Below are 26,424 nucleotides of genomic sequence, written 5' to 3' on the forward strand. Positions count from 1 at the left end.
TTTCACCTCGCACGTCTTAGGCGTAAACGGTCATAATTTGCGCGATCGCGGTATAGTCGAGTACCGCTGTTTTGATCTCCTCGACCATTTCGTCTGTCGCTACGACACGGCCGCCGCTTGGCGCCAAGTCGGCGGTGCGCAAGCCCGCCTCGAGCGCCTGATGGACCGCCTGTTCGATCGCTTCCGCCTCGATGGCCAGCCCGAACGACAAGCGCAGCATCATCGCAGCGGACAAAATCGCGGCGATCGGATTGGCTTTGTTCATGCCAGCGATATCCGGCGCTGAACCGTGCACCGGTTCATACAAGCTCGGCCCGGAAGCGGATAAGCTGGCGGACGGCAACATGCCGAGCGAACCGGACAGCATCGAAGCCTCGTCGCTTAAAATATCGCCAAACATGTTTTCCGTGACGATCACATCAAACTGCTTCGGCGCGCGGATGATCTGCATCGCCGCATTGTCGACCAACATATGCTCAAGCTCAACGTCCGGGAATTGTTTGGCCACCTCCTCGGCCACTTCCCGCCATAACCGGCTTGAGGACAGGACGTTCGCCTTGTCGACCGACGTCACTTTTTTCTTCCGGCCGCGCGCTAGCGTAAACGCCATGCGCACGATCCGTTCGATCTCTTCCTTTTTATATAAGAGCGTGTCAACCGCTTTTTCTTCGCCGTTTTCGACGACGCGGCCGCTCGGTTGGCCGAAGTAGATGCCGCCGGTCAGCTCGCGAACGATGACGAAATCGACTCCTTGGACGAGGTCGGGTTTTAACGGCGAAGCGGAAGCCAAGCAATCATAACAAACGACCGGCCGCAAGTTGGCATACAAGTCGAGCTGCTTGCGAATGGCGAGCAATCCTTTTTCCGGGCGCAGATGCGGAGGGTTGCCATCCCATTTCGGACCGCCGACCGCCCCAAGCAGCACCGCGTCGCTTTCCCGGCAAAGGCGAAGCGTCTCCTCAGGGAGCGGCGTCCCTGCTTCATCGATCGCCGCTCCGCCGATCCATCCATATTCGAACGTAAATTCATGGCCAAAGCGAACTCCGACCGCTTTCAACACTTCAACCGCCCCGGCCGTCACTTCTTGGCCGATGCCATCGCCCGGCAAGACGGCAATCCGATAGTTTCCCATTATGAACCCCTCCTGTTTCACGTCGTGGCGACTTTCTCGTTTTCTCCTCGCATCGCTTCGATCATCACCGCGCGGTTCATCGCGTGAATGTACGCTTTCGCCGAAGCTTCCAGCACGTCTTGCGCGGTGCCGCGCCCGCTTGTTTCCACGTCGTTGACGCGCACTTTGACGAACACTTGCGCCAACGCGTCGCGGCCGCCGCCAACCGATTCGATCCGGTAATCTAGCAGCGTCACCGCCGTTTGGAAACAGCGCTCCAACGTGTTGTACAGCGCCTCGACGCTGCCGGCGCCGGTCGCCGCCTCTTGGATTTCGTTTCCTTTCCCGTCTTTCAGCACAACGACCGCTGTCGGAATCTGATTCGTTCCGTATTGCACTTGAATGGAAGACAATTGATAAAATTCATTGAAGTGGTCGAACTTTTCCTCGAAAATGAGGGCGACCAAATCGTCATCGGTAATGTCTTTCTTTTTGTCAGCGAGCTCTTTAAAGCGAACAAACAACTGATTGATTTCCTCTTCGGACAACGTGTAGCCGAGCTCCTCGACGCGGTTGCGGAGCGCATGGCGGCCGGAATGTTTGCCGAGCACCATCGAGTTCGACGGCACGCCGACGAGCTCCGGCGAAATGATTTCGTACGTCGTTTTTTCTTTTAAGACGCCGTCTTGATGGATGCCCGATTCATGCGCAAACGCGTTTTTGCCGACGACCGCTTTGTTCGGCGGAACGACCACGCCGGTCAGCTTGCTGACAAGATTGCTTGTGCGCTTAATTTCCTGCAAGTTGAGGCGCGTTTCCACCTGATAGTAGTCTTTGCGGATGTGAAGAGCGACGGCAATTTCCTCGAGCGCCGCATTGCCGGCCCGTTCGCCGATGCCGTTGATCGTACACTCGACTTGCGTCGCCCCGTGTTCAATGGCCGCCAACGAATTCACGACCGCCATGCCCAAGTCATCGTGGCAATGAGCGGAGAGCGACACTTTTTCAATATTCGGAACATTGTTTTGTAAATAGAGGAAAATCTCCCCGTATTCTTTCGGCGTAATATAGCCGACCGTATCGGGAATGTTGATGACCGAGGCGCCCGCTTTAATGACCTCGGCGACGATTTTCGCTAAAAACGGCCGTTCGCTTCGGCACGCGTCTTCCGCCGACCATTGGACGATCGGGAAAAAGCGTTTGGCGTATTTCACCGCTTCCACCGCCGCCTCGATCACTTGTTCCGGCGTCATCCGCAATTTATGCACCATATGGATCGGCGAGGTGGCGATGAATAGATGGAGCCGCGGTTCGGCGCCGCCTTTTAACGCCTCCCACGCCGCATCGATGTCGCTTCGGACCGAGCGCGACAGCCCGGTGACCGAGCATGTTCTCACCGTTTCCGCGATTTGTTTGACCGCCGCAAAATCGCCTTTCGATGAGGCGGGAAAGCCCGCCTCGATGATGTCCACCCGCAGCCGTTCAAGCTGGCGGGCAATTTCCAATTTTTCTTGCAAATTTAAATTCACGCCAGCCGATTGTTCCCCGTCACGCAATGTGGTGTCAAAAAACTTAATGTTTCGCACCTGACCCCACCGCCTCCACTTGTTTTGCTTTCACAAACGGCATCATGCTTCGCAGTTCGCGTCCGACGATTTCGATCAAATGCTCGTTTTCGCGCCGGTTGATGGCGTTGAACTCCGGACGGTTCGCTTGGTTTTCCAAAATCCAGCTCTTCGCGAATTTGCCGGTTTGAATGTCATCGAGCACTTTTTTCATTTCCGCTTTCACCGCATCATTAATAATGCGCGGTCCCGTGATGAAATCCCCCCATTGCGCCGTATCGGAAATCGAATACCGCATCCACGACAGCCCACCCTCATACAAGAGGTCAACGATCAGCTTCATTTCGTGCAAACATTCAAAATACGCGACTTCCGGTTGATACCCGGCTTCCACAAGCGTCTCAAACCCCGCTTTAATGAGCGCGGTCAGCCCGCCGCAAAGCACCGCCTGTTCCCCGAACAAGTCCGTTTCCGTTTCTTCTTTGAACGTCGTCTCCAGCACTCCCGCCCGAGCGGCGCCAATCGCTTTCGCGTAGGCGAGCGCCGTTTCTTTGGCGTGTCCGGTCACATCTTGATAGACGGCGATGAGCGCCGGCACGCCCGCTCCTTCGGCATACGTGCGCCGCACGAGATGGCCTGGGCCTTTCGGCGCAACCAAGAAGACGTCAACATGATTCGGCGGGACGATTTGGCTGAAATGGATGTTAAAGCCGTGCGCGAAGACAAGCGCGTTGCCCGGCTCGAGCGCCGGCTCAATTTCCTCTTTGTACACGGCCGGTTGCTTCTCATCCGGCAGCAGCACCATGACGAGATCCGCCTGTTTCGCCGCTTCGCGGACTGAATACACCTCAAATCCGTCTTGCTCTGCCTGCTCCCATGATTTTCCTTTCCGCAGTCCGACGATGACGCGGACGCCGCTGTCGCGCAAGTTTTGCGCATGCGCGTGGCCTTGCGAGCCATAACCGATGATCGCGACTGTTTTCCCTTGCAGGTATTGTTCGTTTGCATCTCCGTTATAGTAGACTTTTGCCATGATTACCCTCTCCTTTGTTTTGTAGTTTGACTCCCTACGCTTGACCGCCGCTGGTTTGGCGGTTCCGTGAAGCGATCCGCACGGTTTTTTATGATAGCTGTTAAATCATGAACACCGTTTTTGGCTGCGCGTTGAAAGAACAAGCGCTGGCGTTGGCGAACAAGATTTAAATAATGAACGCCGTTTTCTGATGCGCCGCCGTTTTTTGCGCCCCGCGGGTGAACGCGGTCGTTCCCGTGCGCGCCACTTCTTTGATGCCATAGGGGCGCAGCAGTTCAATCAACGCCTCGACTTTATCCGGCTCGCCGGTCACTTGAATGACGAGGCTGTCTTTGCTGACGTCGACGATCGAGGCGCGAAACGGCTCGATGAGCGTGTAAATTTCTTGGCGGACCGAAGGCGGAGCCGACACTTTAATGAGCGCCAGCTCGCGGGCGACGATCGCTTGGTCGGTGATGTCGTTGACTTTCAACACGTCGATCTGCTTGTTCAGCTGCTTGATGATTTGTTCCGCGGTCCGTTCGTCGTCGACATTGACGACAAATGTCATCCGCGAAATCCCCTCGATTTCCGTATGGCCGACCGTGATGCTCTCGATGTTATAATGCCGCTTCGTAAATAGCCCGGTGATGCGGTTTAAGACGCCGGGGCGATTGTTGACGGTCATTGTGATGATTCTTCGCATGCTTTCACCCCCACCATTTGATGAAGCCCTTTGCCGGGCGCGACCATCGGATAGACGTTCTCGTCGGCGCGGACATGGAAGTCAAGCAGCACCGGACCGTTGATGGCAAACGCCTGTTTTAACACGTCGGCCGCTTCCGCCTCGGTCTTCGCCCGCAGCCCCAGCATGCCGTACGCTTCAGCAAGCTTGACGAAATCCGGCTGGTTCGGAATGAGCGAATGGGAGTACCGTTTGTCATAAAACAGCTCCTGCCATTGCCGCACCATGCCGAGCGCCTGGTTGTTGACGATGACGATTTTGATCGGCAGCTGCAACTCTTGAATGACCGACAGCTCTTGGAACGTCATTTGGAAGCCGCCGTCGCCGACGATCGACACGACCGTGGCGCTCCGGTCGGCAAGCTGGGCGCCGATCGCCGCCGGAAGGCCGAACCCCATCGTGCCGAGCCCCCCGGACGTCACCCACCGATGCGGCCGGTTGAATTTGTAATATTGGGCCGCCCACATTTGATGCTGGCCGACGTCTGTTGTCACGATCGCCTCGCCGTTTGTCATTTCATAGATCATCTCAATCAGTTTTTGCGGTTTGATCGTCCCGGCTTCCGGTTCGTAATAAAGCGGAAAGCGCCGCTTCCATTCATCAAGCTGGGCAAGCCACGCCGCCGTGTCCGCCGGCTTGCCTTGCTGGGCGATCAGCTCTTGCAAGGCGGCTTTCGCATCGCTGACGATCGGAATTTTCGTCGGCACGTTTTTGCCGATCTCCGCCGGGTCGATATCAATATGGGCGACTGTCGCCTTTGGCGCAAAATCCTTTAAATTACCGGTAACGCGGTCATCGAAGCGGGCGCCGATGTTGATGAGCAAATCGCATTCGTACAGCGCCATATTCGCCGTATACGTCCCATGCATGCCGGCCATGCCGAGGAAAAGCGGATGATCGGCCGGGAAGCCGCCAAGGCCAAGAAGCGTATGAACGACCGGAATCCGCTGCTGTTCTGCATACTGACGCAGCTCATCGGCCGCGTTGGCGTGCAAGACGCCGGCGCCGGCTAAAATGACCGGCCGCTTTGATTGGCTGACCGCCTCGACGAGCCGGCGAATTTGCCAATGGTTCGGCTGTGTCGTCGGCTGGTAGCCAGGCAAATGAACGTCTTGATCATAATCAAACTCCCCTTCCGCGATCGTAATGTCCTTCGGGATATCGATCAGCACCGGTCCCGGCCGCCCGGTCGTCGCAATGTGAAACGCCTCTTTGATGATCCTAGGCAGCTCGCTGATGTCGCGCACTTGGTAGTTGTGCTTGGTGATTGGCATCGTGATGCCGACAACGTCCGCCTCTTGAAACGCGTCCGAGCCGATGACGCTCGTCGCCACTTGCCCGGTAAAGACGACGAGCGGCAACGAATCCATCATCGCGTCGGTCAGTCCGGTGACAAGGTTGGTCGCCCCCGGTCCGGAAGTGGCGATGACGACCCCCGGTTTCCCAGAAATGCGCGCGTATCCTTCCGCCGCATGAATCGCCCCTTGTTCATGACGGGTCAACACGTGAAACACGCCGGCCTTATACAGCTCATCATAGAGCGGGAGCACCGCCCCGCCCGGATAGCCGAAAATGACTTCGACTCCCTCCGCTTTCAGCGCCTCAATCAACATCAATGACCCGTTCAGCTTCATTTTCGTCTTCGCTTTTTCCTGTTCCTCGACGTTCATTCTTGTCATTCTCGTTCCTCCCCCCATCGTTTGTCCTCCATAAGAAAAAACCTTTTCACCCACCAAGGCTGACTTCAGCCAGCCAAAGGGGCGAAAAGGTTTCCTTTCCGCGGTACCACCCTTCTTCACGGCCATGATGGCCGCCTCAGGAGCGGCCAGTCAAAACCGGCCGCTCATTTTGGTAACGAGTGAAGCGCGCGTCTCCACTCGTCCAGCCCTACTCACCGTCCGGCGTTCAGGCTGGCGCTCAGAGGTGAGTTCATCAAGCGGCAACATCACCGGTTCCCAGCTCCCCCGGCTCTCTGTGGATGTTGACCCCGCTGATTACTTGTCCTCGTCAACGCTTTTTCCTATGCAATTGTCATCTCAGCCGACGTTGGCGTTGGTCGGATACACTTTAATTCCTTCGACAACAACGCGGCGGCGGAATTCTTCCAGCAGCCGCTTGGTGTGCGGCCCCGGCGTGCCATCGCCGATCGTCCGGCCGTCGACTTTAATGACGGAAATGACTTCGGCCGCCGTTCCGGTTAAAAACACTTCATCCGCGACATACACATCATGGCGGGTAAACGGCTCCTCTTTCACCGTATAGCCGAGATCCGCGGCGATTTCGATGATCGCTTGGCGCGTGATGCCTTCAAGCGCCCCAACATACCCAGGCGGCGTATAAATGACGCCGTTTTTGATGATGAATACGTTGTCCCCCGAACCTTCGGCGACATAGCCTTGATCGTTTAAAATGAGCGCTTCGCTCACATTCGCCAGATGAGCCTCAATTTTGACTAGCACGTTGTTTAAATAGTTGAGCGATTTGACTTTCGGGCTCAGCACATCGGAGCGGTTGCGGCGCGTTGCCACCGTCACCACTTCGATTCCCGTTTCATATAAATGCTTCGGGAAGAGCGCGAGCGGCTCGACGATAATGACGACTTGCGGCGTTTTGCACTTGTACGGATCCAAGCCTAAGTCGCCGACCCCACGCGAGACGACTAAGCGAATGTACGCATCTTGATAGCCGTTGCGGCGGATCGTTTCGAGCACGTGGCCAATCATTTCGTCCTTTGTATATGGAATGTCAAGCAAAATCGATTTCGCCGAATGGTACAGCCGATCGATATGCTCTTCGAGGCGAAAGACGTTGCCGCTGTAGACGCGGATGCCTTCAAACACCCCGTCGCCGTACAAAAACCCATGATCATAGACCGAAATTTTGGCGTTTTCTTTTGTGACAAATTCGCCGTTTAAAAAGATCCATTGTTCTCCCACTTCGGTTCCCCTCTTCCTTGATCAGTCCGCCGTTCGCTCGCAACGGTCCGATCGTCCTATGGTGTCGTTTCCCTTGTTTGAAAATTATAATAATGCCAAACCTCGCGGCCGTCAATAACGTTTTTTGAAAATTTTGATTGGTCAAACTATTTGTATGCGCTTACATTGTGATAGAATCAAGGGTTTGTCGATTAAAAAAATTTTTTCTCCTTCACTGCCCAACCGCGCTCGGCGTGCAAAAAAAAGAGAGGTCCGCCACTCGAACCTCTCTTTCCCCGCGGAACGGCGTTGTGTTCAGCGCCGCTCCTCATCCCGTGTTGCGAAACCTCCCAATGGAAACGCGCGATCTTGCAAGCTCCGTGTGTTTCGAAAAACCCCGCTCTGCTTACGCCGCAAAAAAGCCGGTCATGAACGAAACAGACGGCTTTCAGCGCCTGCAAAAATAGCGGCGAAAAGCAGACCAGACGGCTTTAACCACTTGGAAAAATAGCGACGAAGGAGCGGGCGGCCGGCTTTAACCGCTTGCGAAAATAGCGGTGAAAAGCAGACTAGACAGCTCCGTCACGTCTGTTCGCAAAGCTTCTTCAAACGACATTTTTCGAATAGCGGTCGCGTCATGTCCGTTCAAGCGAAACGGTTCGTTCCATTTCCGCGATCGGCCGCCCGCTGACATCATAAAACTGCACGTGAGCCCGTCCACCGTCGATCGAAAGCACCGCATATGTCTTTTCCGTTCTTCCCCGCGGCAGCGCAATGCTGCCGGGATTGATGAACAGGCGGCCGCCCATCTTCTCCACCCCGGCGAGATGCGAATGCCCGAAGCAGATGACGTCCGCCCCTGCTTCCTCGGCCCGATCGCTTAAGCGCGACAACGATGTTTTCACGCCGTATAAATGGCCGTGGGTGATCAAAAAACGGATGCCGGCCGCCTCCACCATGCGCTCATTCGGAAACGCTGCCCAGTCGCAATTGCCGCGCACGACGGCAAATGGGGCAATTTCTTCCGCTTCGGCCGCTAGTTCGGAATCGCCGCAATGGATGAACAAATCCGCTTCATGGCGATGGCGGGCGGCGATTTGCGCCAGTTCGTCCGTCAGTCCATGACTGTCACTGACAATGATCGCCTTCATTCGCTTCCCCCCTTCTCCCCGATAATGTCGTCCCACTGCTCTTCCAGCTTGGCCAGCGCTTTCGCCCGGTGGCTAATCACGTTTTTTTCTTCCGGCGCGAGTTCCGCCATTGTTTTCCCCCGTTCAGGCACGTAAAACACCGGATCGTAGCCAAAGCCGCCTTCCCCGCGCGGCGCCTCGGTGATATAGCCGTCGCACGTCGCCTCAACAACAGCGGTCGGCCGCCCGGGGATCGCGACGGCGAGCGCGCAATGAAAGCGGGCGGTGCGCTTTTCCATCGGCACCCCTTCGAGTTCACTGAGCAATTTGGCGATATTGCGAGCGTCGTTTTTCTCTTCCCCCGCGTAGCGGGCCGAATAGACGCCCGGCCGACCGCCGAGCGCATCGACCGCCAGTCCCGAATCGTCGGCGATCACCGGCCGCTGCAAGCGATCCGCGGCCGCTTCCGCCTTGATTTTGGCGTTCTCAGCAAACGTGCTTCCCGTTTCTTCGACATCGGGAACATCAGGGAAATCAAGGAGCGATTTCACTTCGATGCCCCGCTTTTCGAACAAGGCGGCAAACTCCCGTACTTTACCGGCATTTTTCGTGGCGATGACGATTTCGGTCATTCCGCCCCCTCCTGTTCCGTTATTCGTTTCTCCCCGACGCGTGCCGCCCACTCGCCCAACGCCTGCCGCTGAACGGCGATCAGCCGTTCGATGCCGGCCTGCGCCGTTTCCAGCAGTTCATCGAGCTCGGCGCGCGAAAACGCCGCTTCCTCTCCCGTGCCTTGAATTTCGACAAATTGGCCAGCTCCCGTCATCACGACGTTCATATCGACTTTCGCGCGGGCATCCTCGCTGTAATTCAAGTCAAGAATGACCCCAAGTTCGGGATCAATGCCCACGGACGTCGCCGCAAGAAAATCGCGAACAGGAAGCGATTCCATCTTCCCGTCTTCGACCAGCCGGGCCAACGCCAACACAAGCGCGACGTAGGCGCCGGTAATCGACGCGGTCCGCGTTCCGCCGTCCGCCTGAATGACGTCGCAATCGATCCAGACGGTTCGCTCGCCGAGCTGTTGCAAATCGACGACGGAGCGGAGCGCCCGGCCGATCAGGCGCTGAATTTCCATCGTCCGCCCCGCCACTTTCCCTTTGCTCGCTTCCCTCGCGTTCCGCTGTTCCGTCGCCCGCGGCAGCATGCCATATTCGGCCGTAATCCATCCTTTTCCGCCGCCGCGCATGAACGGCGGCACCTTTTCCTCCAGCGTCGCCGTACAAATGACTTTCGTATCGCCCACTTCGATCAGCACAGACCCTTCGGCGTGTTTCAAATAGTGTGGATGTATATGCACCGGCCGCAGCTCACGGCTGCTTCGTCCATCGATTCTCATCGGCGCGACCTCCTTTTTCCGTTCCATGGCGGCGCCAAGCCGCAACGTTTTTCCGGCAAAAAAAGAAAGAGGCGGAATCCGTTCCCCCTCTTTGTTATACCATAATCGCCCATTCCTTTCCAACCTGCCGCTCCAGCGCGACTAAAAGGCAGCCGTATTGACGGTTTGCGGCCGAGCCACCGGCTTGGTCAGCGGTTTGCCGTCTTCGGTGACGAGATTCGCCTTGCCGTTGACCGTAATGGCGACGCTTTCGATCCCTTTTTGCTCGGTGAGTGATAACACGAGCGAATTCAAGACGACATCGGAAATGACGTTTTTCTTGTTGCTTCCATAAATCGCCTCGTTAAAGTTAAGCGTCACTTTGCCGTCTTCATACTTCGGAGCGTCAACTAACTTGGCGTCCGGCTGGAAGACGCCGACCAGTCCGCTCCCTTCGTCCGGTCCTTGAATGAGCTCGTTGACAGCGGCGGCAATGTCGTCTTTTTCCCGATTCGATACGCGTCTCGTCACCGGCACGTAGTACGTGTTGTCCCCTTGTTGGGCGACAAAATAAACGGTGACGGGATGCGTGTTTGTAATATCCGGCACGCCGTTGGCTTGGATATTGATGCCATCGGCCCGGCTCACACCGCCTTGGATCGGCGTTTTATTGACCGGCATCACTTCTTGGTCATACCCGTTGATGCGAATTTTGACGCGCTTAATGTTGTCGAATTGCGTCAACGTCCACGTAATGGCTTGCAAAATCCGCTTTTCATCTTCCGGTTTATAGTTTTTGAATTCCGGCGAAAAGTCGGCGATCAATGTTCCATCTTTCTCTAATTTTGTCCCAAGCACGGTGGTGCCGGCCGGAATGACCGCGCGAAAGCCGTTTGGCAGCACTTGCGAGACCGGACCGTCTTCAACCAAGTATTCAAGCACCTGCTTGGCGACAGCCTGCGTTTTCGGCAGCTCGACCGTTTGCGGCACAACGAAGCCGTTTTTGTCAATGAGATACAGCTCTCGCTTCACCGTCTCCGTTGCTTTCGCTTGTTCGTTGGACTTGGTTTTGCCCGCTTCTTGCAGCGCCTGGCCGTCTTTGACATAGCTTGTGTTTTGCGGCGGATCGATTTCCTTCACCGCCCCATCCTTGCCGAACAACCCGCAGCCGCCGAGCAATAACACGGAAGCAAGCATCGGCGCCGCCCATATGTGAGTCGTCCGTTTCATTGACGTTCCCTCCTACTCGTAGTTTGTACTACTATGTATACGAGCCGTTTGGCAAAATAGAATAAAAAAATCCTCCAGCGCAACACGCTGAAGGATTTTTCTTCGCTAAAGCCGGATCGCCTCGACAGTGCCGATCGGTTTTCCAAACCATTTGCCGGAAATTTTTTCGAACAGCTCTTTCGACCCCGTCGTGAAAAACAAATGCTCCGGTTCACGCTCGCCGGTATAGAGGAGATGGCTATGGTGCAAAAGCGCGCTCACCTCGCGGGCCGTTTCGCCGCCCGAGCAGATAAGCTTTACCTTTTTCCCCATATACGCGCGAATGAGCGGAGCAAGCAACGGATAATGAGTGCATCCTAAAATGAGCACATCCATCGGCAGCGGGCGGAGCGGAGCAAGCGATTTAGCGACGATTGCCATCGCCTCCTCCCCTTCAAAATCGCCGCTTTCGACAAGCGGAACAAACTTTGGACAGGCCAAACTCTCGACGTGGACGCGCGGGTTGATCGACTGAAGCGCCGTCTCGTACGCCCGGCTGCGAATGGTGGCGACCGTGCCGATCACGCCGATATGCCCGCTTTTGGTCGCCTTCAAAGCGGCGCGGGCTCCGGGATGAACGACGCCAAGCACCGGGATATCAAGCTTCATCCGCACTTCGTCAAGCGCGACCGCCGTCGCCGTGTTGCAGGCGATAACCAGCATTTTCAACGGATATTGCTGCAAGTAATCGATCATTTGCCACGTAAACCGCCGGATGTCTTCCACCGGGCGCGGTCCGTACGGACAACGGGCGGTATCGCCAAGATAGATAATTTGCTCTTTTGGCAGCTGCCGCATAATTTCTTTGGCGACCGTCAAGCCGCCGACTCCTGAATCGATGACACCAATTGCTCGTTCCAAGTGATCGCCTCATTCTTTCGTCATTTCTTGATGCAATTTGCGCAAACAGTGTTCAAACATAGTTATTTCGTCGTCTGAAAAACGTTCTAGCACTCGCGCCAAATCGCGCTGGCGTTTTTCAATCACCTCTTCGATGATCCGCTCTCCTTTTTCCAACAGATGAATGCGGACGACGCGGCGGTCGTGTTCATCGCGAACCCGGGCGACAAGGCCGTTTCGCTCCATGCGATCAATCAAATCCGTCGTCGTGCTGCACGCCAAATACATTTTGTTCGATAACTCGCCAACCGTCAAGTCCCCTTCTTCAAGCAGCCACTGGAGGGCGACAAACTGCGGTGGGGTAATCGGGTAGTTCGTTAAAATTTCGCGGCCGCGCTGCTTTAAATTGGCGGCGATATAGCGAAGCAATTTCTCCAACTCGGCAACCGTTTTTTCATTCATCGCTGACGGCATACAATCTCCCCTTGATCATTTTCGCGGCCCAGCCCCAAACGGCGGCTTGCGCCAACGGCTCTCCTTTGTTTTTTATTTTACACCACGGCATCATAGAAGCAAATAGAAAAATGCGGCCATCGCCGCACAGAAAGGCCGGCTTGGCATCGAGCCTCGTCCGGCCGCAATCGAACATAACAGCCGGCTGTCCGTCATGGAAAGCCGGCATCGTTTATAATTCAAGTTCGCCCATTCGAAGCAATTCGATGACCGCTTGTGAGCGCCCCTTGACCCCAAGCTTTTGCATCGCGTTCGAAATATGGTTGCGAACCGTTTTCTCGCTGATAAACAGCTCTTGGGCGATTTCCTTGGTCGTCTTGTCTTGCACGAGCAATTCAAACACTTCTTTTTCTCTTTTTGTCAAGAGCGGCTTCGCTTGAAACGATTTGTCCTTCAACGCTGGTAACCCTCCTTGCTCTCAATGGGCCCGAACTGCCGGATGGGTATTTCCTCGCCATATCGTATGTGAGAACAAGAACGGCGGTGACGAAAATTTGTTTATCTAATAGAAAAATAGGAAAAAAATACGACATCCCCTTCCTACCAAACAAGAAGGGGATGTCGTGCGGTTAGACTTCGTCGCTGCCAAAGAAGTCGCGGAACATTTGAATCGTTGTGTCCCGGTTTAAGGCGGCGATCGACGTGGTCAGCGGAATGCCTTTCGGGCACGACTGCACGCAGTTTTGCGAGTTGCCGCAGTTCGCCAGCCCGCCGTCGCCCATGATCGCCCGCAATCGCTCCGCCTTATGCATCGCCCCGGTCGGATGGGCGTTAAACAGCCGCACTTGCGACAGTGGGGCCGGGCCGATAAAGTTCGACTTGCTGTTGACGTTCGGGCACGCTTCGAGGCAGACGCCGCACGTCATGCATTTCGACAGCTCGTACGCCCATTGCCGCTTCCGCTCCGGCATGCGCGGCCCCGGGCCAAGGTCATACGTTCCGTCGATCGGAATCCACGCTTTGACCCGTTTTAAGGCGTCAAACATCCGGCTCCGGTCGATGACCAAATCGCGAATGACCGGAAACGTGCGCATCGGCTCGAGGCGGATCGGCTGCTCGAGCTTGTCAACGAGCGCGGCGCACGCTTGGCGCGGCTTGCCGTTAATCACCATCGAACAGGCTCCGCACACCTCTTCCAAACAGTTCATTTCCCAGGCGACCGGCGTCGTTTTTTCCCCTTTGGCGTTGACCGGGTTGCGCCGAATTTCCATGAGCGCGGAAATGACGTTCATGTTCGGGCGGTACGGAATGACGAATTCTTCTTCATACGGCGCGGAATCCGGACGATCTTGGCGCGTGATGATGAATCGAACTGTTTTGTTCTCGCTCATCTTACTTCACTTCCTCTTTCTTTTTGCTATAGTCGCGCTTGCGCGGTTTAATCAACGAGACGTCGACATCTTCGTAGTGGAACGCCGGACCGTCTGGCGTGTAGCGAGCCATCGTCGTTTTCAGCCACTCTTCGTCATTGCGCTCCGGAAACTCCGGTTTGTAATGCGCGCCGCGGCTTTCGTTCCGGTGGTAAGCGCCAAGCGTAATGACGCGGGCGAGCTGCAGCATGTTGTACAGCTGACGGATAAACGTCGCCCCTTGGTTGCTCCATCTTGACGTGTCGGTGACGCTGATGTTTTTGTAACGCTCCATCAGCTCTTGAATTTTCTCATCCGTCTTCAGCAGCCGGTCGTTGTAGCGGACGATCGTCACGTTCGCCGTCATCCACTCGCCGAGCTCTTTATGCAGCACGTAGGCGTTTTCCGTGCCGTCCATCGCCAAAATGGCTTCCCACTTTTCTTGCTCCCGTTTCACATAGCTGTCGTACAGCGTCGACGGCATGGCATCCGCCGATTTCTCAAGGCCGCGGATGTAGCGAACCGCGTTCGGACCGGCGACCATTCCGCCGTAGATGGCCGATAAGAGCGAGTTCGCCCCGAGGCGGTTGGCGCCGTGAATGGAGTAGTCGCACTCGCCGGCGGCAAACAGCCCTTTGATGTTCGTCATTTGATCATAATCGACCCATAAGCCGCCCATCGAATAGTGAACGGCCGGGAACACTTTCATCGGCACTTTGCGCGGGTCTTCACCCATGAACTTCTCGTAAATTTCGATAATGCCGCCGAGCTTAATATCCAGCTCTTTCGGGTCCTTGTGCGACAAATCCAAATACACCATGTTCTCGCCGTTGATGCCGAGCTTCAAGTCGACGCACACATGGAAAATTTCCCGGGCAGCGATGTCACGCGGCACCAAGTTTCCGTAAGCCGGGTATTTTTCTTCAAGAAAATACCACGGTTTGCCGTCCTTGTACGTCCAGACGCGGCCGCCTTCCCCGCGCGCCGATTCGCTCATGAGGCGAAGCTTATCATCGCCTGGAATGGCGGTCGGATGGATTTGAATAAACTCGCCGTTCGCGTAGTAAACGCCTTGCTGATAGGCGATCGAGGCCGCGGAACCGGTGTTGATGACCGAGTTCGTCGATTTCCCGAAAATGATCCCCGGGCCGCCGGTCGCCAAAATGACAGCATCGGCAGGAAACGCTTTAATTTCCATCGATCGCAAGTCTTGAGCGACGATGCCGCGGCAAATTTGCTCCTCATCCAAAACGACGCCTAAAAACTCCCAGTGCTCGTACTTCGTGACAAGCCCGGCCACTTCATGACGGCGCACTTGCTCATCAAGCGCGTACAAAATTTGCTGGCCGGTCGTCGCGCCGGCGTAAGCGGTGCGGTGATGCTGTGTTCCCCCAAAGCGGCGGAAATCTAGCAATCCTTCCGGCGTCCGGTTGAACATGACGCCCATCCGGTCGAGCATGTAAATGATCCCCGGCGCCGCCTCGCACATCGCTTTGACCGGAGGTTGGTTGGCCAAAAAGTCACCGCCGTAGACGGTATCGTCAAAATGCTCCCACGGCGAGTCGCCTTCCCCTTTTGTGTTGACCGCTCCGTTAATGCCGCCTTGGGCACAGACGGAGTGAGAACGCTTCACCGGAACGAGCGAAAACAACTCGACAGGCACCCCTGCTTCGGCGATTTTAATCGTGGCCATCAAACCGGCCAATCCGCCGCCGACAACGATGATTTTCCCTTTTTTCATAGCTACTCACTCCCTAATAGATTGCTGCTTCTGCTTCTATGCCGCGCGTTTGGCCTTGCCGTCCCGCCATCGACCAAGCGATCGTTCGGCGAACGGCGAGGGCGCGATCTGTCACGAGCCCACGCAGCGATTCCTAACGAAAATGTCCGCGTCAAATCCGCTTTTCCCATCCAGCCAAGCTGTTTTTACGCGTTTTACGCGAACGCCAAAATGGCGCGAATGCCGACAATCGAAAGGGCGACAAAAATGAGCATCGTAATGTACGTGAACACTTGCTGCGAACGAGGGGAGACCGTCAAACCCCAGCTGACGCAGAACGACCATAAGCCGTTGGCGAAATGAAACACGGTTGATAAAATTCCGATAATATAAAACCAAAGCATGAACGGATTATCGACAATATTCGCCATCATCTCGTAATTCACTTCGGCGCCAAACGCGGCTTGTACGCGCGTTTCATACACATGCCAGACGACAAAAATCAATGTAATGATGCCGGTGATCCGCTGAAGCATGAACATCCAGTTGCGGAAATAGCCGTACTGGCTCGTATTGAACTTGGCCGTAAACGCGATGTAAATGCCGTATACCGAATGGAACAGCAGCGGAAGGAAAATGACGAAAATTTCAAGAAAATAACGGAACGGCAAGTTTTCCATAAACGCCGCCGCCCGGTTAAACGCTTCCGGCCCACGCGTTGCAAAATGGTTGACGACCAAGTGCTGCACTAAAAAGACGCCAACGGGAATGACCCCGAGCAACGAATGGAGCCGGCGGTAGTAAAACTCCCGATTCCCTGCCATATGGAAACCCCCTTCAGTTGATGAAAAATATGCCCTTCTCGCTCGCAGCGCGGAAACGGAAACAGCTTCCATTCCCTCATTCGCTTTGTCACATTCATTGTACTCCCACAACGTACGAGCGTCAAGAAAACACCGCCACAAAATGTTCAAACATTCTCATAGTTGCGCTCTCCCGGAAAGATGATGCACATCGGCGGCAATTCCGCTATAATGGGGAAATGGATAGAAAGAGGGGGCTGCAATGAAACTGCCGTCATTAGAGAAGCTGTATGAAACATTTGGATCGATTTCCGATTCCGCGTTTGGCGCTGAGCTGCTCCGCCATGCGCTTCTTCCTGAGCTGCTTGGCAAGGACGTCGACTCGCTGCTGTATTGGGCCGGCAAACAGCTGGCGCGGCGCTACCCGCTCGACACGCTCGATGATGTCAAAACGTTTTTTGAACGGGCTGGGTGGGGAACACTATCGATCGTCAAAGAACAAAACGATGGTCTGTCCGTCGAGCTGTCCGGCGCCATCATCGCCGCCCGCTTTTCCGTTTATGAGCGCTGCGCGTGCCAGCTCGAAGCCGGATTTCTCGCCCAGCAGATCGAGCGGCAAACGCGATTGGTCACCGAAGCGATCGAATTGCCGCCAAAACGGGACGGCAAGGCGCGCATTTTCGTCAAATGGGACCGAAAGCAGCGAATCGATGAACAAGAAGCGCAAGCGAAGGGGGACGAATAAAGGCAAAAAGAGGGTGTCCCAAAACGACTGGGACACCCTCTCTTATCGCTATATATAGGCACTAACCGCTCCCTGCACACTATATGATGTGTTTTTCCTAAGGGAAGATCGCCTTTTGGGTCATTCCCTTTTCGTCTATTCCCGTTTCTCCCCGCTTCACTCGTCTTCCCCTTCAAACGTTTTCGGCTATTCATGCAGCTTCTCGTAAATTTTCTCCGCCACCGCCCGCGGAATGTTCGCCTGCTGCAACTCTTCAATCGACGCTTCTTTCATCTTTTTCACCGAGCCAAAATAGTTTAATAACGCTTTTTTCCGTTTGGCGCCGACACCGGGGATGTCATCGAGCACCGAATGGAACATCGTCTTCTGCCGCGTCTTTCGGTGGAAGGTGATCGCAAACCGGTGCACTTCATCTTGAATGCGCTGCAGCAAATAAAACTCTTGGCTTTGCCGGTCAAGCGGCACAACAGCTGGCGGGTCGCCGGCCCAAAGCTCCGATGTGCGATGTTTGTCGTCCTTCGCCAGCCCGGCGAGCGGCACATCGAGCCCGAGCTCGTTTTCGAGCACATCGCGCACCGCCGACAAATGGCCTTTGCCGCCGTCGATAATGATCAAATCGGGAAGCGGCAGCCCCTCTTTCAGCACGCGCGTATAGCGGCGGCGCACGACTTCGCGCATCGACTCGTAGTCGTTCGGCCCCGCGACCGTTTTCACCTTATATTTTCGGTACTCTTTTTTCGCCGGTTTGCCGTCCAGGAAGACAACGAGCGCCGAGACCGGATCGGCCCCGTAGATGTTTGAGTTATCGAACGCCTCGATGCGGCGCGGCGCCGGAATGCCGAGCCGCTCGCCGAGACGCTCGATGGCTTTGATCGTCCGTTCTTCGTCCCGCTCGATGAAATAAAATTTTTCTTTCAGCGCAATGGCCGCGTTTTTGCTTGCCAGCTCGACAAGCTCTTTTTTCTTTCCTTTTTTCGGCTGGACGACATGGACGCCAAGCAGCTCGCGGGCGAGTTCGCCGTCGATGTCGGCCGGCAAGACGACTTCCTTTGGCTTCAAATGGTGCGCCTTCGCGTAAAACTGGCCTAAAAACGTCAGCATCTCCTCATCCGGATCCTGATAGAGCGGAAAGATCGACACATCGCGCTCGATCAGCTTCCCTTGGCGGAGGAAAAACACTTGCACGCACATCCAGCCTTTGTCATAGGCATAGCCGAACACATCGCGGTCAATGAAATCATTGAACATCATTTTTTGCTTTTCCATCGTCATCTCAATCGCCGCGATTTGGTCGCGGTATTCTTTCGCCCGCTCAAACTCGAGCGCCTCCGCCGCCTCGTGCATTTTCTGGCTCAGCTCCAGCTTCACTTCTTCATGGCCGCCGTTTAAAAAGCGGACGATTCGCTCGACGATCGCCTTGTTTTGCTCGTCTGACACCGGATGGACGCACGGGGCGAGACATTGCCCCATATGGTAATACAAACACGGGCGCGCAGGGAGCGTCGAACATTTGCGGAGCGGATACAAACGATCGAGCAGCTTTTTCGTCTCGTTCGCCGCCTGCACGTTCGGGTACGGGCCGAAATATTTGCCGCCGTCTTTTTTCACTTTACGGGTGATCAAGAGGCGCGGATGTGTTTCCGCGGTAATTTTAATAAACGGATAGCTTTTATCATCTTTCAGCATGACGTTGTATTTCGGATCATGCTTTTTGATCAAGTTCATTTCCAAAATGAGCGCCTCGGCGTTTGACGAGGTGACGATGTATTCAAAATCGGCGATGTCCTCGACGAGCCGCTGCGTTTTGCCGTCGTGCGTCCCAGTAAAATACGAGCGGACGCGCGCTTTCAGCGACTTCGCCTTGCCGACGTAAATGACCGTTCCGTATTTGTCTTTCATTAAATAGCAGCCCGGCTGCTCCGGCAGCACCGCCAGTTTTTCTTTCAGCCGCTCGTTCATGGCCACCACCTCACTGCTCCATCCATTCGTACAGCGTAATCGTTCCGTACACCGGATCGGCAAGCGGACTGGAACGATACGTTTTCACTTGGCGCACATGGCGGGAAACATCGACGCCTTGGGCGCGAAACCCGTCAACAACATGATTGGTCATATAAATTGTAGCATGGCGATAGTTTTCTTTGTCTTGCAAAAAGAAGGAAAAATGGAGCACCTTTTGATGCGGAAACGGCACGCGCAAATAGTCGAACACGCGCGTTTCTTCCCACGTATATACCACAAACGGTTGCCGTTTGTCACGCAACTCGTCCGCCAACTGGTATACAGCCGGCGGCGTCGCCACTTGCTCGCGCAGCTGCCCGATGCCGACGGCCGCCTGCAACAGCACGACCGCGGCCGCCAGCGCTAATCCCCTTCTCCGCGGCGCGGCCAACAAGCGGCCCCACACATACAACAGGGCAAAATGAATCAACGGAAGAAGGTGGCGCGGCTTTTCAATGTTTTGCGCCAATAGCGCCCAAACGGCGTACAGCAAGGCGGAAACGACGAGCGCGCGCGGCGGTCGAAACCGCCCGGCGCGCCAGGCGATGGCGCCGATTGCCGCATAGGCGGCGAGCAGCCAAGCGTTTTGGCAGCCGATGCCGGTCCAAAGAAAGTTATCGAGCAAAAAGCGGCGCACCCGCTCGGAAAACGGAAGCGGGCTCACCGCCGCCGTTCCGCCCCACTCGCTGAAATGGCCGTGGACAAACGCCCAGCCGAGCTTGAAAAACGGGAAAAGGCCGCCTTCCGTGCGCGCCACCGCCGCCACCCAAATCAACTGAAACAACGCGGCTGCCAAAACGGAAGCCGCCACCCGGCCCAAGCGGCGGTGCGTGTTCCAGTCCTCATACCAAAGGAACAACAGCGCGGCACCGAATGGGGCATACGACAGGCGCACTCCCATCAGCACGCTGAACAAGGCGGCCGGCAACAGCTGCCCCTTCCATGTCGTCTGTCGGTGCGCCCACTCCACCGCCCACATGTACCACCAGAGCACGCCGAGCGCCGCACCGTCGGACATCGGCCGGGCGGCGGCAAGGAGCGCATAGCTTGAAGAGAGCACGGCCAAAGCGGCGAGCAGCGCCGCCGGCAGCGCCATCTGCCGGCGCAGCAGCCAAACGAGCGGAAAAACGGCGGACAAGAGAACAAGAACATTCAACACGGAAAGCGCCTTAGCCGGATTGGCGACGACCGCGTGAACGGCCATGCCGCCTAAAATGAAATACGGATAGCCGGGAAAATGCGGCTGCATGGCCAACAAGTCATAGCGCTGAAGCGCCAGCGCAAAATCGACTTCATCCCATGTGGCCGCATACGGGCTGGCCCAATACAGCCCGGCGCCGGCCAAAACGGCGGCCAGTCCGATACTGAAACAAATCCAAAGCCGGTCGGGCAACATTCGTTTCACGAGCTTCCCTCCAAAGAAAAAATACAAGGCGCAGCGCCTTGTACCTTTACAGAATGCCTTTCGTCTTTTCTTGAGGCGCCGCGGCCGACGGGTGCTGTTTGCTGTTCTTTTGGCCTTGGCGGCTCGTCACGAGCAAGTAAATGACGACAAAGTAGCCGATATAGGCGATCATTTCCTCAAGCGACGGCATCGACGAGTAGCCGAACAGCGCCTTGAAAAAGACGCCGACTTCACCAGAGAAGATGGGGGCCACACCATGGTCGCGCAAATAATGTTCATAATCGATCGGGTGTTCCGGAAGCAACCAAGTCAAATCGTACACGTGCGGCATGACACTGCCGATCAGACCGATGTCTTGCATCATGGAAATGGCTTGCACGAGCAGGCCAGCGGCGATGAGGACGATAAAAGCGCCGGTCACTTTAAAGAATGTCTTGAGCGGGATGCGCATCGTCCCCTTAAAGAAGAAGTAGCTGACCAACGCGGCGATGGCCATGCCTGTTACCGCTCCCCAGCCTTGCAGCGCCGCGCCGATGTTGCCGTGCGTGATGGCGGCGAAGAAAAAGACGGTTTCCACCCCCTCGCGCAAGACGACTAAAAACGAGTGGATGACCATGCCAACGATATTGCCGGCGGTGATGAACTGATCCAGTTTCCCTTCGACGCTTTTTTTTATGTCTTGGCTATGTTCAGCCATCCAAAATACCATTTGCGTCAACAGCAGCGTCGAGACGAGCATAATCCCGATTTTCAAGTAGATTTCACTTGCCATCGCAGCGAAGCCGGTCAACACGACTTGAAACAAAATAGCGACACCGACGCTGGCAGCCACCGCCAAGGCGGCGCCAAGCCATACGTATTTCGTATACTCGCGATGGTTCACCCGCTTCAAATACGATGTAATAATCCCGATAATAAGCAATGCCTCGAGCGTTTCACGAAACGTAATGAGCAGCGCTTGAACTTCCATGCCCCCCGCCTCCCCTTCACAAGTAGACTAAGTCCGTTTCCGCCGTCGTACGTAAATCCAAACAGCGCCAATGATGATCGCAACGATGACAATGAGAGGAATCCAGTTTTTCAATTCCGACAAGTCGGTCCATTCCTTTTTTCTCACTTCATCCGGTTTTTCCGTAGCGCTTTCCGAAAAATGGCCAACTTCTAAGCTTTTCAAACCGAATTGCTTCTGCAACGCCGTTAAAATCGTCTCTTTGCTTTGTTTAAACGCATTGAAGTTCGATTTTTTCTCACCGACGCCGAACAGTCCCGGGTTGCCAAGCGACTGCAATGCGTTGTCAAACTCGGTGCGCAGCTTTTTGTCAAGCGCCGCGTCTTTTCCTTGAATGATCGGCGACAGCGCCTCATACGTCGCAAACGCCTTCGCCAACAGCCGCTTGCTCGTATCATACTGGTCAAAGTTTTTCTCAATATTTTCTAAGCGGCGGGCGATATTGAGCACTAAAATTTTTTCCATATTTTCAGTCACCGCTTGACGGTCTTTGGCTTCGAGGGCTTCAAGCACCGCTTTTGCCGGCTCGGGCCCCATATGCATGTCGATTTCTTCTTTTACCGTTTCAAAAATTTCTTTAGCCGCGGCAAAATTCGGCGGCTCCTCATTCAGCTTTTCCTTCATCTGCTTGTAAACTTCGGCGATCGCTTCTTCATTCGGATTTCCGTAGGAGTAGGCAAGCGCTTTTATCGGAATGAGATGGATCATAACAATCATTGCTATGTAAAAAAAGAGGCGGAACATTCTCATTTTTTCCTCTCCCTTCTGTCAATTTTAATGATAATGATTATCATAATCTCCGTCAATACGATTTACAGCTAAGGGAATTCCTCTTATGAACAATGCCGGGCCCGCTCCGGGGAGCGATCGTGCGCCTCGCGGTCGACGGCGACTTTGGCGACCGGGCGGCGCATTTCCTTCCATATGGCCGGGATGACCGCGGTCATATAGGCGGTGAACTTAATGAACGAACGGCCCGTCGTCCGCACTTGATAGCGGATCGGCACTTCTTGCAAGCGAAATCCTTTGCGCACCAAGTTGAGCGTCAGCACTTGGGCATAGTTGTAATCGTGGATGATTTCCGCCTCCTCCATCGCCTGGCGCGAAAAGGCGCGCATCCCCGACTGTCCGTCATAGAGCCGCTGTCCGAGCAGCAGCGACTGCAGCCAAGTGAACAAATAATTCCCGAGGCGGCGATGCCATTTCATGCCGCGAATCGTGCCAAGGAAGCGCGAGCCGATCGTATAATCGGCCTCGCCGGCAACAATCGGCGCCAACAGGTCGGGGATTTGTTCCGGCGGATATTCGTTGTCCGCGTCGATCATCACGCCGATATCGGCGCCGAGACGGACACACTCTTCAAGCCCCCGCCGCACCGCCGCACCGAGGCCGCGGTTTTCCGGCAGGCGGCAAATGATATCGGCCCCCGCTTCTTTCGCTACTTCGGCCGTTCGGTCCGTCGATCCATCATCCATGACCAAGACGATGACCTCTATATCGGGATGAAAATGACGCGGAATGCGGCGGATGACGTCGCCAATCGCTTTTTCTTCATTGTGCGCCGGCAAAAAGACGATGACGCGCTGCTTCTTCATCGCGCTCCTCCTTTCGAATCGCCTCAATTAACACCGGGCCGCGGCTATGGCTCGGATACGGCGCGCCAAGCAAATAGGCGATCGTCGGCGCCAGCGAAACGAGGCTTTTTTTCTCATCGATTCGTTTTCCTCGCTCAATCGCCGGACCGTATAGAAAAAACGGCACATACCGCTCCCCTTCATCGAGGTGGCCGTGGCCGCCGATGCCATCCGCTTGGCCATGGTCGGCGCAGACGATCAATGTCGCGCGCTCGAGCTCGCCCCGTTCCGCAAGCCAGCTGACAAACTCAGCGATCAAGGCGTCCGCTTCTTCAATTTTTTCGATATACTCATCATACAAGACTCCGCGGCTATGGCCGGTCTGATCGGTGGCGATCAATTGCACGACGAGCAAGTCCGGGTTTTGTTCCTCGACGATGCGCTTCGCCCGCTCGATAATATAACGATCGGCCAGGTCGTTCGGCATGACGGCCGTCACCGTTTCGACATCGTCGCCGAACGAATCGACCAAATGGGCGATGCCGAGCAAGCGTCCTGTTTTTCCGATTTTCCGAAGCGAATCGAAAATCGTCTCCACTTTCGCCCCAAGCTTCCATACCATATTGGACCGAATGCCGTGCTCAAACGGATACGTCCCCGTCAGCATCGAGGTGAAGCAGACGACGGTGCGCGCCGGATAAACGGTTTCCATTTGCGCAAATTCCGTTCCTTGCGCGCGCAGCCGTTTCAAAAACGGGGCGTTCGCCGCTTCAAACCGGTCTTTGCGCATCCCGTCAATCACGATGACGTACACTTTGTCACTGACCGGCGCGGTGGGACTCGGCACGTTGCTCGTGTAAGTCGGAATGATCTCCGGCTGCCAGTCAAACAAATGACGGTGCAAAATCGATGAAAACAGCCACACCGCAGCGGCAAACAGCCAAAACGGCCCGCACAGCGGCAGCCAATCGGCACCGCGCTCCGCCTCAGACGCCGCATATTCCCACACCGACAGCAAAAGGAACAATTTCGGCAGCTGCTCTTGGGCGTTGCCGCTCGTCGAATCGCTGTTTTTCAGCACCAGTTTCCAAAAGCGGGTGAAATTCCACCATGACGTGCCGATACGCAAATGGTAATACAGCGTCCCCCAAAAAAAGACGGTAAAGAAAAAATAGAGACCGGCCGAAAGCAGCAATAAGGCCACATCGGCAAACGACCACACGATGAGAAAGACGATATACGGAATCCATAAATAATTGCGCAAAAACAGCGGATAATCGTAAACGTAGTAGACCATAAACAGCGGCAGCGCCGCCGCCAAGCCGAGCAGCCAAGCCAAAGCGTGCCCATGAATGAGGTCAGCGGCATGACTGATGACCATCACCCCGACAGCGAAAATCGGCGTGAACGGCTTGCCTTCATTCAACAAATTCCAGCAGCGCGCCGCAATTTTTTCGAATCGTGATGCTTCTTTCATCGCTTCTCCCTTCCCTTTTTCCACACGCCCTGCACCACCTGCCAGTCGGACCGCCAAAACGCGAGCACAACGGCCCCAGCCGCGTAGGAAAATAGAAATTTCACCGCATGGGTGACGACGGCCGCCGCATAGGCGCGTTCTCCTGAGGCCCCCAACGTCGTCAGCGCAAACGCCATCACCGCCTCATACGTTCCGAGCCCGCCGGGAGCCACTTGGACGATTTGGCCGGAAACGGTCGCGCTGTTGACCCATACCGCCTGCCAAAAGGAAAGCGAAAGGCCCACCGTCTCAGCGACCGCGCCAATGACCGCCGCCTCGCACAGCCAGCTCGCCGCCACCGCCGCGACGATCGCCACTCCGCGGCGGCCTTGAAACGCCGTCCGCCAGCGCCGCCATAACCGCTCGAGGCGGAGCGGGCGGCGAAGCACGACCGCGGTCAGCGCGACCGCGGCGGCAACGGCCGCTGCCAAGAGCGGAACCCGGGGAATGTGATGGTAATACGCATACGTCCCAATGACCGTCCATCCGCCCAGCATCGCCATATCAAGGAACCGCATCACCGCCACCGATTCCACCGCCTCGCCGAGCGAAACGCCGGGCTGGCGAGCCAGCCCGGCGACACGGGCGGCATCGCCGATTTTCACCGGGGCGACATGATTGACAAACAAACTGAGGAGCACGGCGCGCCCATAGACCGACAGCCGAAGCGGCTTCCCGACATATTGCTTCCACGCCCACGCCCGCAGCCAAAACGAAGCGCCATACACAACCAGCACAGCGGCGAAGCGAACGGGCTGGCGAGCCAGTTCAACGAGAGGGGCAAGCAAGAGGCGGCTGTCAAAATAGCGATGCGTCAGCCAGGCGAACAGCACGATGAGCGCCGCGCCAACCATGGTGCGCGCCAAACGGGCCGCCCGCTTACCGTTCATGTTCGCGCGCCCACGCCACCGTCCGCGCCAACCCTTCGGCAAACGGTACGTTTGGCTCATAGCCAAACGCCTGCTTCGCCTTCGTAATGTCGGCCCACGTCGCTTTCACATCCCCTTTCCGCTCCGGCGCCTGCACGATTTTCAGATCGGGAAAATGCTTCCGCAGCTCAGCGAGCAGCTGCTCCATCGTAACGGGCGCCCCCGCCCCCAAGTTGAACACTTCGCTTCGTCCGCCGCCGCGCTGAAGCGCCGCGATCATGCCGGCGACGATATCATCGATGTACGTATAATCGCGCGCCGTCCCTTGTCCATATACGACAATCTCTTCGCCTGCCAACAACCGGCGCAAAAACGTGCCGATCGCCATATCAGGCCGCCCCCACGGGCCATACACCGTAAAATAGCGGAACATTGTCATTCGGTATCCGTACAAATGCGCGTACGCGTGACAAAACGACTCCGCCCCGTATTTCGCGGCTGCATACGGCGAGACGACGCGGCCGTCCGCCATTTCTTCCTTGAGCGGGACATTGCCGCGGTCGCCGTACACCGATGACGACGAGGCGAACAACACATGGCCCGCCCCCGCCTCTCCCGCCGCCGTCAAAACGTTCACCGTCGCCTTAATGTCATAATCGATGTAAGCAAGCGGATGCGCCAACGAATACGGCACGCCCGGCAGCGCCGCCAAATGAAAGACGACATCGGGACGAAACTGGCTGAACCAGCGCTTCGTCGCTTCCCCATCAAGCAAGTCGAAGCGAGCTAGCGGCACCCGGCCGCCGGTGAGCGCGTGAAACTGCCGCTCCTTCCGTTCAGCAGGATAGTACGGATGAAAACAATCGATCGCCGCCACTTCATAACCTTGTTCATGCAGACGAGCGGCCAAATGGCTGCCAATAAACCCTGCACCCCCGGTCACCACTACTTTCAT

At 55.9% G+C, this 26,424-nt stretch carries 25 protein-coding genes and 1 other annotated feature; of the genes, 1 reads left to right on the forward strand and 24 read right to left on the reverse strand.

What is annotated here, in order from left to right:
* Positions 1 to 16 precede the first annotated feature (16 nt).
* The 16 genes from leuB to GC56T2_RS13070 all read right to left on the reverse strand — a co-directional run bounded on the left by leuB (position 17) and on the right by GC56T2_RS13070 (position 16,371).
* Complete coding sequence (leuB, locus tag GC56T2_RS12990) at positions 17 to 1,132, reverse strand: 3-isopropylmalate dehydrogenase (protein ID WP_144975739.1); 1,116 nt, start codon at positions 1,130 to 1,132, stop codon at positions 17 to 19.
* Positions 1,133 to 1,149: 17 nt separating this feature from the next.
* On the reverse strand, positions 1,150 to 2,697 hold the full coding sequence (locus tag GC56T2_RS12995) for a 2-isopropylmalate synthase (RefSeq protein WP_144975741.1): 1,548 nt from the start codon (positions 2,695 to 2,697) through the stop codon (positions 1,150 to 1,152).
* Positions 2,684 to 3,709, reverse strand: coding sequence for a ketol-acid reductoisomerase (gene ilvC / locus GC56T2_RS13000; RefSeq protein WP_144975743.1), 1,026 nt, complete (start codon positions 3,707 to 3,709; stop codon positions 2,684 to 2,686). Before ilvC ends, GC56T2_RS12995 begins: the two co-directional genes overlap by 14 nt.
* A gap of 166 nt (positions 3,710 to 3,875) precedes the next feature.
* Positions 3,876 to 4,394: an acetolactate synthase small subunit gene (gene ilvN / locus GC56T2_RS13005; RefSeq protein ID WP_033020304.1), complete on the reverse strand. Its 519-nt coding sequence runs from the start codon at positions 4,392 to 4,394 to the stop codon at positions 3,876 to 3,878.
* Positions 4,373 to 6,112 carry an acetolactate synthase large subunit gene (gene ilvB / locus GC56T2_RS13010; RefSeq protein ID WP_144977342.1) on the reverse strand — a complete coding sequence of 580 codons (1,740 nt, stop codon included), beginning with the start codon at positions 6,110 to 6,112 and terminating at the stop codon, positions 4,373 to 4,375. The genes ilvN and ilvB overlap by 22 nt, the downstream gene beginning before the upstream one ends.
* A gap of 74 nt (positions 6,113 to 6,186) precedes the next feature.
* Positions 6,187 to 6,453 (reverse strand) — a binding site (T-box leader).
* A 16-nt stretch (positions 6,454 to 6,469) separates the two neighbouring features.
* Complete coding sequence (gene ilvE / locus GC56T2_RS13020; RefSeq protein ID WP_144975745.1) at positions 6,470 to 7,369, reverse strand: branched-chain-amino-acid transaminase; 900 nt, start codon at positions 7,367 to 7,369, stop codon at positions 6,470 to 6,472.
* Positions 7,370 to 7,983: 614 nt separating this feature from the next.
* A complete protein-coding gene (locus GC56T2_RS13025; protein ID WP_033020309.1) occupies positions 7,984 to 8,499 on the reverse strand; it encodes a metallophosphoesterase family protein in 516 nt (171 codons plus the stop codon).
* Positions 8,496 to 9,110 carry an XTP/dITP diphosphatase gene (locus GC56T2_RS13030; RefSeq protein ID WP_144975747.1) on the reverse strand — a complete coding sequence of 205 codons (615 nt, stop codon included), beginning with the start codon at positions 9,108 to 9,110 and terminating at the stop codon, positions 8,496 to 8,498. Before GC56T2_RS13030 ends, GC56T2_RS13025 begins: the two co-directional genes overlap by 4 nt.
* Positions 9,107 to 9,877 (reverse strand): ribonuclease PH, encoded by a 771-nt coding sequence (gene rph, locus GC56T2_RS13035; RefSeq protein ID WP_144975749.1) that lies wholly within the window; start codon positions 9,875 to 9,877, stop codon positions 9,107 to 9,109. The genes GC56T2_RS13030 and rph overlap by 4 nt, the downstream gene beginning before the upstream one ends.
* A gap of 141 nt (positions 9,878 to 10,018) precedes the next feature.
* A complete protein-coding gene (locus GC56T2_RS13040; RefSeq protein ID WP_144975751.1) occupies positions 10,019 to 11,086 on the reverse strand; it encodes a GerMN domain-containing protein in 1,068 nt (355 codons plus the stop codon).
* 105 nt (positions 11,087 to 11,191) lie between these two features.
* On the reverse strand, positions 11,192 to 11,986 hold the full coding sequence (racE, locus tag GC56T2_RS13045) for a glutamate racemase (RefSeq protein WP_144975753.1): 795 nt from the start codon (positions 11,984 to 11,986) through the stop codon (positions 11,192 to 11,194).
* Between the two features lie 9 nt (positions 11,987 to 11,995).
* Positions 11,996 to 12,439, reverse strand: coding sequence for a MarR family winged helix-turn-helix transcriptional regulator (locus tag GC56T2_RS13050; RefSeq protein WP_033020316.1), 444 nt, complete (start codon positions 12,437 to 12,439; stop codon positions 11,996 to 11,998).
* 211 nt (positions 12,440 to 12,650) lie between these two features.
* Entirely contained in the window at positions 12,651 to 12,875 is a 225-nt protein-coding gene (locus tag GC56T2_RS13055; RefSeq protein ID WP_033020318.1) for a helix-turn-helix domain-containing protein, read from the reverse strand.
* A gap of 172 nt (positions 12,876 to 13,047) precedes the next feature.
* Positions 13,048 to 13,809, reverse strand: a complete 762-nt coding sequence (gene sdhB, locus GC56T2_RS13060; RefSeq protein WP_144975755.1) for a succinate dehydrogenase iron-sulfur subunit — start codon at positions 13,807 to 13,809, stop codon at positions 13,048 to 13,050.
* Position 13,810: 1 nt separating this feature from the next.
* A complete protein-coding gene (gene sdhA / locus GC56T2_RS13065) occupies positions 13,811 to 15,568 on the reverse strand; it encodes a succinate dehydrogenase flavoprotein subunit (RefSeq protein ID WP_144975757.1) in 1,758 nt (585 codons plus the stop codon).
* Between the two features lie 194 nt (positions 15,569 to 15,762).
* Positions 15,763 to 16,371, reverse strand: a complete 609-nt coding sequence (locus GC56T2_RS13070) for a succinate dehydrogenase cytochrome b558 subunit (RefSeq protein ID WP_144975760.1) — start codon at positions 16,369 to 16,371, stop codon at positions 15,763 to 15,765.
* A 241-nt stretch (positions 16,372 to 16,612) separates the two neighbouring features.
* Between GC56T2_RS13070 and GC56T2_RS13075 the strand changes: the two genes are divergently transcribed.
* Positions 16,613 to 17,095 carry a YslB family protein gene (locus GC56T2_RS13075; RefSeq protein ID WP_144975762.1) on the forward strand — a complete coding sequence of 161 codons (483 nt, stop codon included), beginning with the start codon at positions 16,613 to 16,615 and terminating at the stop codon, positions 17,093 to 17,095.
* A gap of 186 nt (positions 17,096 to 17,281) precedes the next feature.
* Here GC56T2_RS13075 and uvrC read toward each other — a convergent pair whose 3' ends face one another.
* The 8 genes from uvrC to GC56T2_RS13115 all read right to left on the reverse strand — a co-directional run bounded on the left by uvrC (position 17,282) and on the right by GC56T2_RS13115 (position 26,424).
* The gene (uvrC, locus tag GC56T2_RS13080; protein ID WP_144975765.1) at positions 17,282 to 19,054 is read right to left on the reverse strand and encodes an excinuclease ABC subunit UvrC; all 1,773 of its coding nucleotides are present in this window, start codon (positions 19,052 to 19,054) and stop codon (positions 17,282 to 17,284) included.
* 10 nt (positions 19,055 to 19,064) lie between these two features.
* Positions 19,065 to 20,492 carry a nucleoporin-interacting protein gene (locus GC56T2_RS13085; RefSeq protein WP_144977345.1) on the reverse strand — a complete coding sequence of 476 codons (1,428 nt, stop codon included), beginning with the start codon at positions 20,490 to 20,492 and terminating at the stop codon, positions 19,065 to 19,067.
* Positions 20,493 to 20,547: 55 nt separating this feature from the next.
* The gene (locus GC56T2_RS13090) at positions 20,548 to 21,471 is read right to left on the reverse strand and encodes an FTR1 family iron permease (RefSeq protein ID WP_144975768.1); all 924 of its coding nucleotides are present in this window, start codon (positions 21,469 to 21,471) and stop codon (positions 20,548 to 20,550) included.
* Positions 21,472 to 21,498: 27 nt separating this feature from the next.
* Positions 21,499 to 22,260: a hypothetical protein gene (locus GC56T2_RS13095; protein WP_144975770.1), complete on the reverse strand. Its 762-nt coding sequence runs from the start codon at positions 22,258 to 22,260 to the stop codon at positions 21,499 to 21,501.
* Positions 22,261 to 22,343: 83 nt separating this feature from the next.
* Positions 22,344 to 23,105: a glycosyltransferase family 2 protein gene (locus GC56T2_RS13100; RefSeq protein WP_144975772.1), complete on the reverse strand. Its 762-nt coding sequence runs from the start codon at positions 23,103 to 23,105 to the stop codon at positions 22,344 to 22,346.
* Positions 23,062 to 24,561, reverse strand: coding sequence for an alkaline phosphatase family protein (locus GC56T2_RS13105; protein ID WP_144977348.1), 1,500 nt, complete (start codon positions 24,559 to 24,561; stop codon positions 23,062 to 23,064). Before GC56T2_RS13105 ends, GC56T2_RS13100 begins: the two co-directional genes overlap by 44 nt.
* Entirely contained in the window at positions 24,558 to 25,490 is a 933-nt protein-coding gene (locus GC56T2_RS13110) for a lysylphosphatidylglycerol synthase transmembrane domain-containing protein (RefSeq protein ID WP_144975774.1), read from the reverse strand. The genes GC56T2_RS13105 and GC56T2_RS13110 overlap by 4 nt, the downstream gene beginning before the upstream one ends.
* Positions 25,480 to 26,424, reverse strand: a complete 945-nt coding sequence (locus tag GC56T2_RS13115) for an NAD-dependent epimerase/dehydratase family protein (RefSeq protein WP_033020334.1) — start codon at positions 26,422 to 26,424, stop codon at positions 25,480 to 25,482. The genes GC56T2_RS13110 and GC56T2_RS13115 overlap by 11 nt, the downstream gene beginning before the upstream one ends.

The organism is Geobacillus sp. C56-T2, assembly GCF_007829715.1.
Lineage (GTDB): Bacteria > Bacillota > Bacilli > Bacillales > Anoxybacillaceae > Geobacillus > Geobacillus icigianus.

Coding starts and splice junctions, on each gene's coding strand:
- leuB (WP_144975739.1), bottom strand. CDS start 1,132: ATGGGAAACTATCGGATTGCCGTCTTGCCGGGCGATGGCATCGGCCAA.
- ilvC (WP_144975743.1), bottom strand. CDS start 3,709: ATGGCAAAAGTCTACTATAACGGAGATGCAAACGAACAATACCTGCAA.
- ilvN (WP_033020304.1), bottom strand. CDS start 4,394: ATGCGAAGAATCATCACAATGACCGTCAACAATCGCCCCGGCGTCTTA.
- ilvB (WP_144977342.1), bottom strand. CDS start 6,112: ATGACAAGAATGAACGTCGAGGAACAGGAAAAAGCGAAGACGAAAATG.
- GC56T2_RS13025 (WP_033020309.1), bottom strand. CDS start 8,499: ATGAAGGCGATCATTGTCAGTGACAGTCATGGACTGACGGACGAACTG.
- GC56T2_RS13030 (WP_144975747.1), bottom strand. CDS start 9,110: ATGACCGAAATCGTCATCGCCACGAAAAATGCCGGTAAAGTACGGGAG.
- rph (WP_144975749.1), bottom strand. CDS start 9,877: ATGAGAATCGATGGACGAAGCAGCCGTGAGCTGCGGCCGGTGCATATA.
- GC56T2_RS13040 (WP_144975751.1), bottom strand. CDS start 11,086: ATGAAACGGACGACTCACATATGGGCGGCGCCGATGCTTGCTTCCGTG.
- GC56T2_RS13050 (WP_033020316.1), bottom strand. CDS start 12,439: ATGCCGTCAGCGATGAATGAAAAAACGGTTGCCGAGTTGGAGAAATTG.
- sdhB (WP_144975755.1), bottom strand. CDS start 13,809: ATGAGCGAGAACAAAACAGTTCGATTCATCATCACGCGCCAAGATCGT.
- sdhA (WP_144975757.1), bottom strand. CDS start 15,568: ATGAAAAAAGGGAAAATCATCGTTGTCGGCGGCGGATTGGCCGGTTTG.
- GC56T2_RS13070 (WP_144975760.1), bottom strand. CDS start 16,371: ATGGCAGGGAATCGGGAGTTTTACTACCGCCGGCTCCATTCGTTGCTC.
- GC56T2_RS13075 (WP_144975762.1), top strand. CDS start 16,613: ATGAAACTGCCGTCATTAGAGAAGCTGTATGAAACATTTGGATCGATT.
- uvrC (WP_144975765.1), bottom strand. CDS start 19,054: ATGAACGAGCGGCTGAAAGAAAAACTGGCGGTGCTGCCGGAGCAGCCG.
- GC56T2_RS13085 (WP_144977345.1), bottom strand. CDS start 20,492: ATGTTGCCCGACCGGCTTTGGATTTGTTTCAGTATCGGACTGGCCGCC.
- GC56T2_RS13090 (WP_144975768.1), bottom strand. CDS start 21,471: ATGGAAGTTCAAGCGCTGCTCATTACGTTTCGTGAAACGCTCGAGGCA.
- GC56T2_RS13095 (WP_144975770.1), bottom strand. CDS start 22,260: ATGAGAATGTTCCGCCTCTTTTTTTACATAGCAATGATTGTTATGATC.
- GC56T2_RS13100 (WP_144975772.1), bottom strand. CDS start 23,105: ATGAAGAAGCAGCGCGTCATCGTCTTTTTGCCGGCGCACAATGAAGAA.
- GC56T2_RS13105 (WP_144977348.1), bottom strand. CDS start 24,561: ATGAAAGAAGCATCACGATTCGAAAAAATTGCGGCGCGCTGCTGGAAT.
- GC56T2_RS13110 (WP_144975774.1), bottom strand. CDS start 25,490: ATGAACGGTAAGCGGGCGGCCCGTTTGGCGCGCACCATGGTTGGCGCG.
- GC56T2_RS13115 (WP_033020334.1), bottom strand. CDS start 26,424: ATGAAAGTAGTGGTGACCGGGGGTGCAGGGTTTATTGGCAGCCATTTG.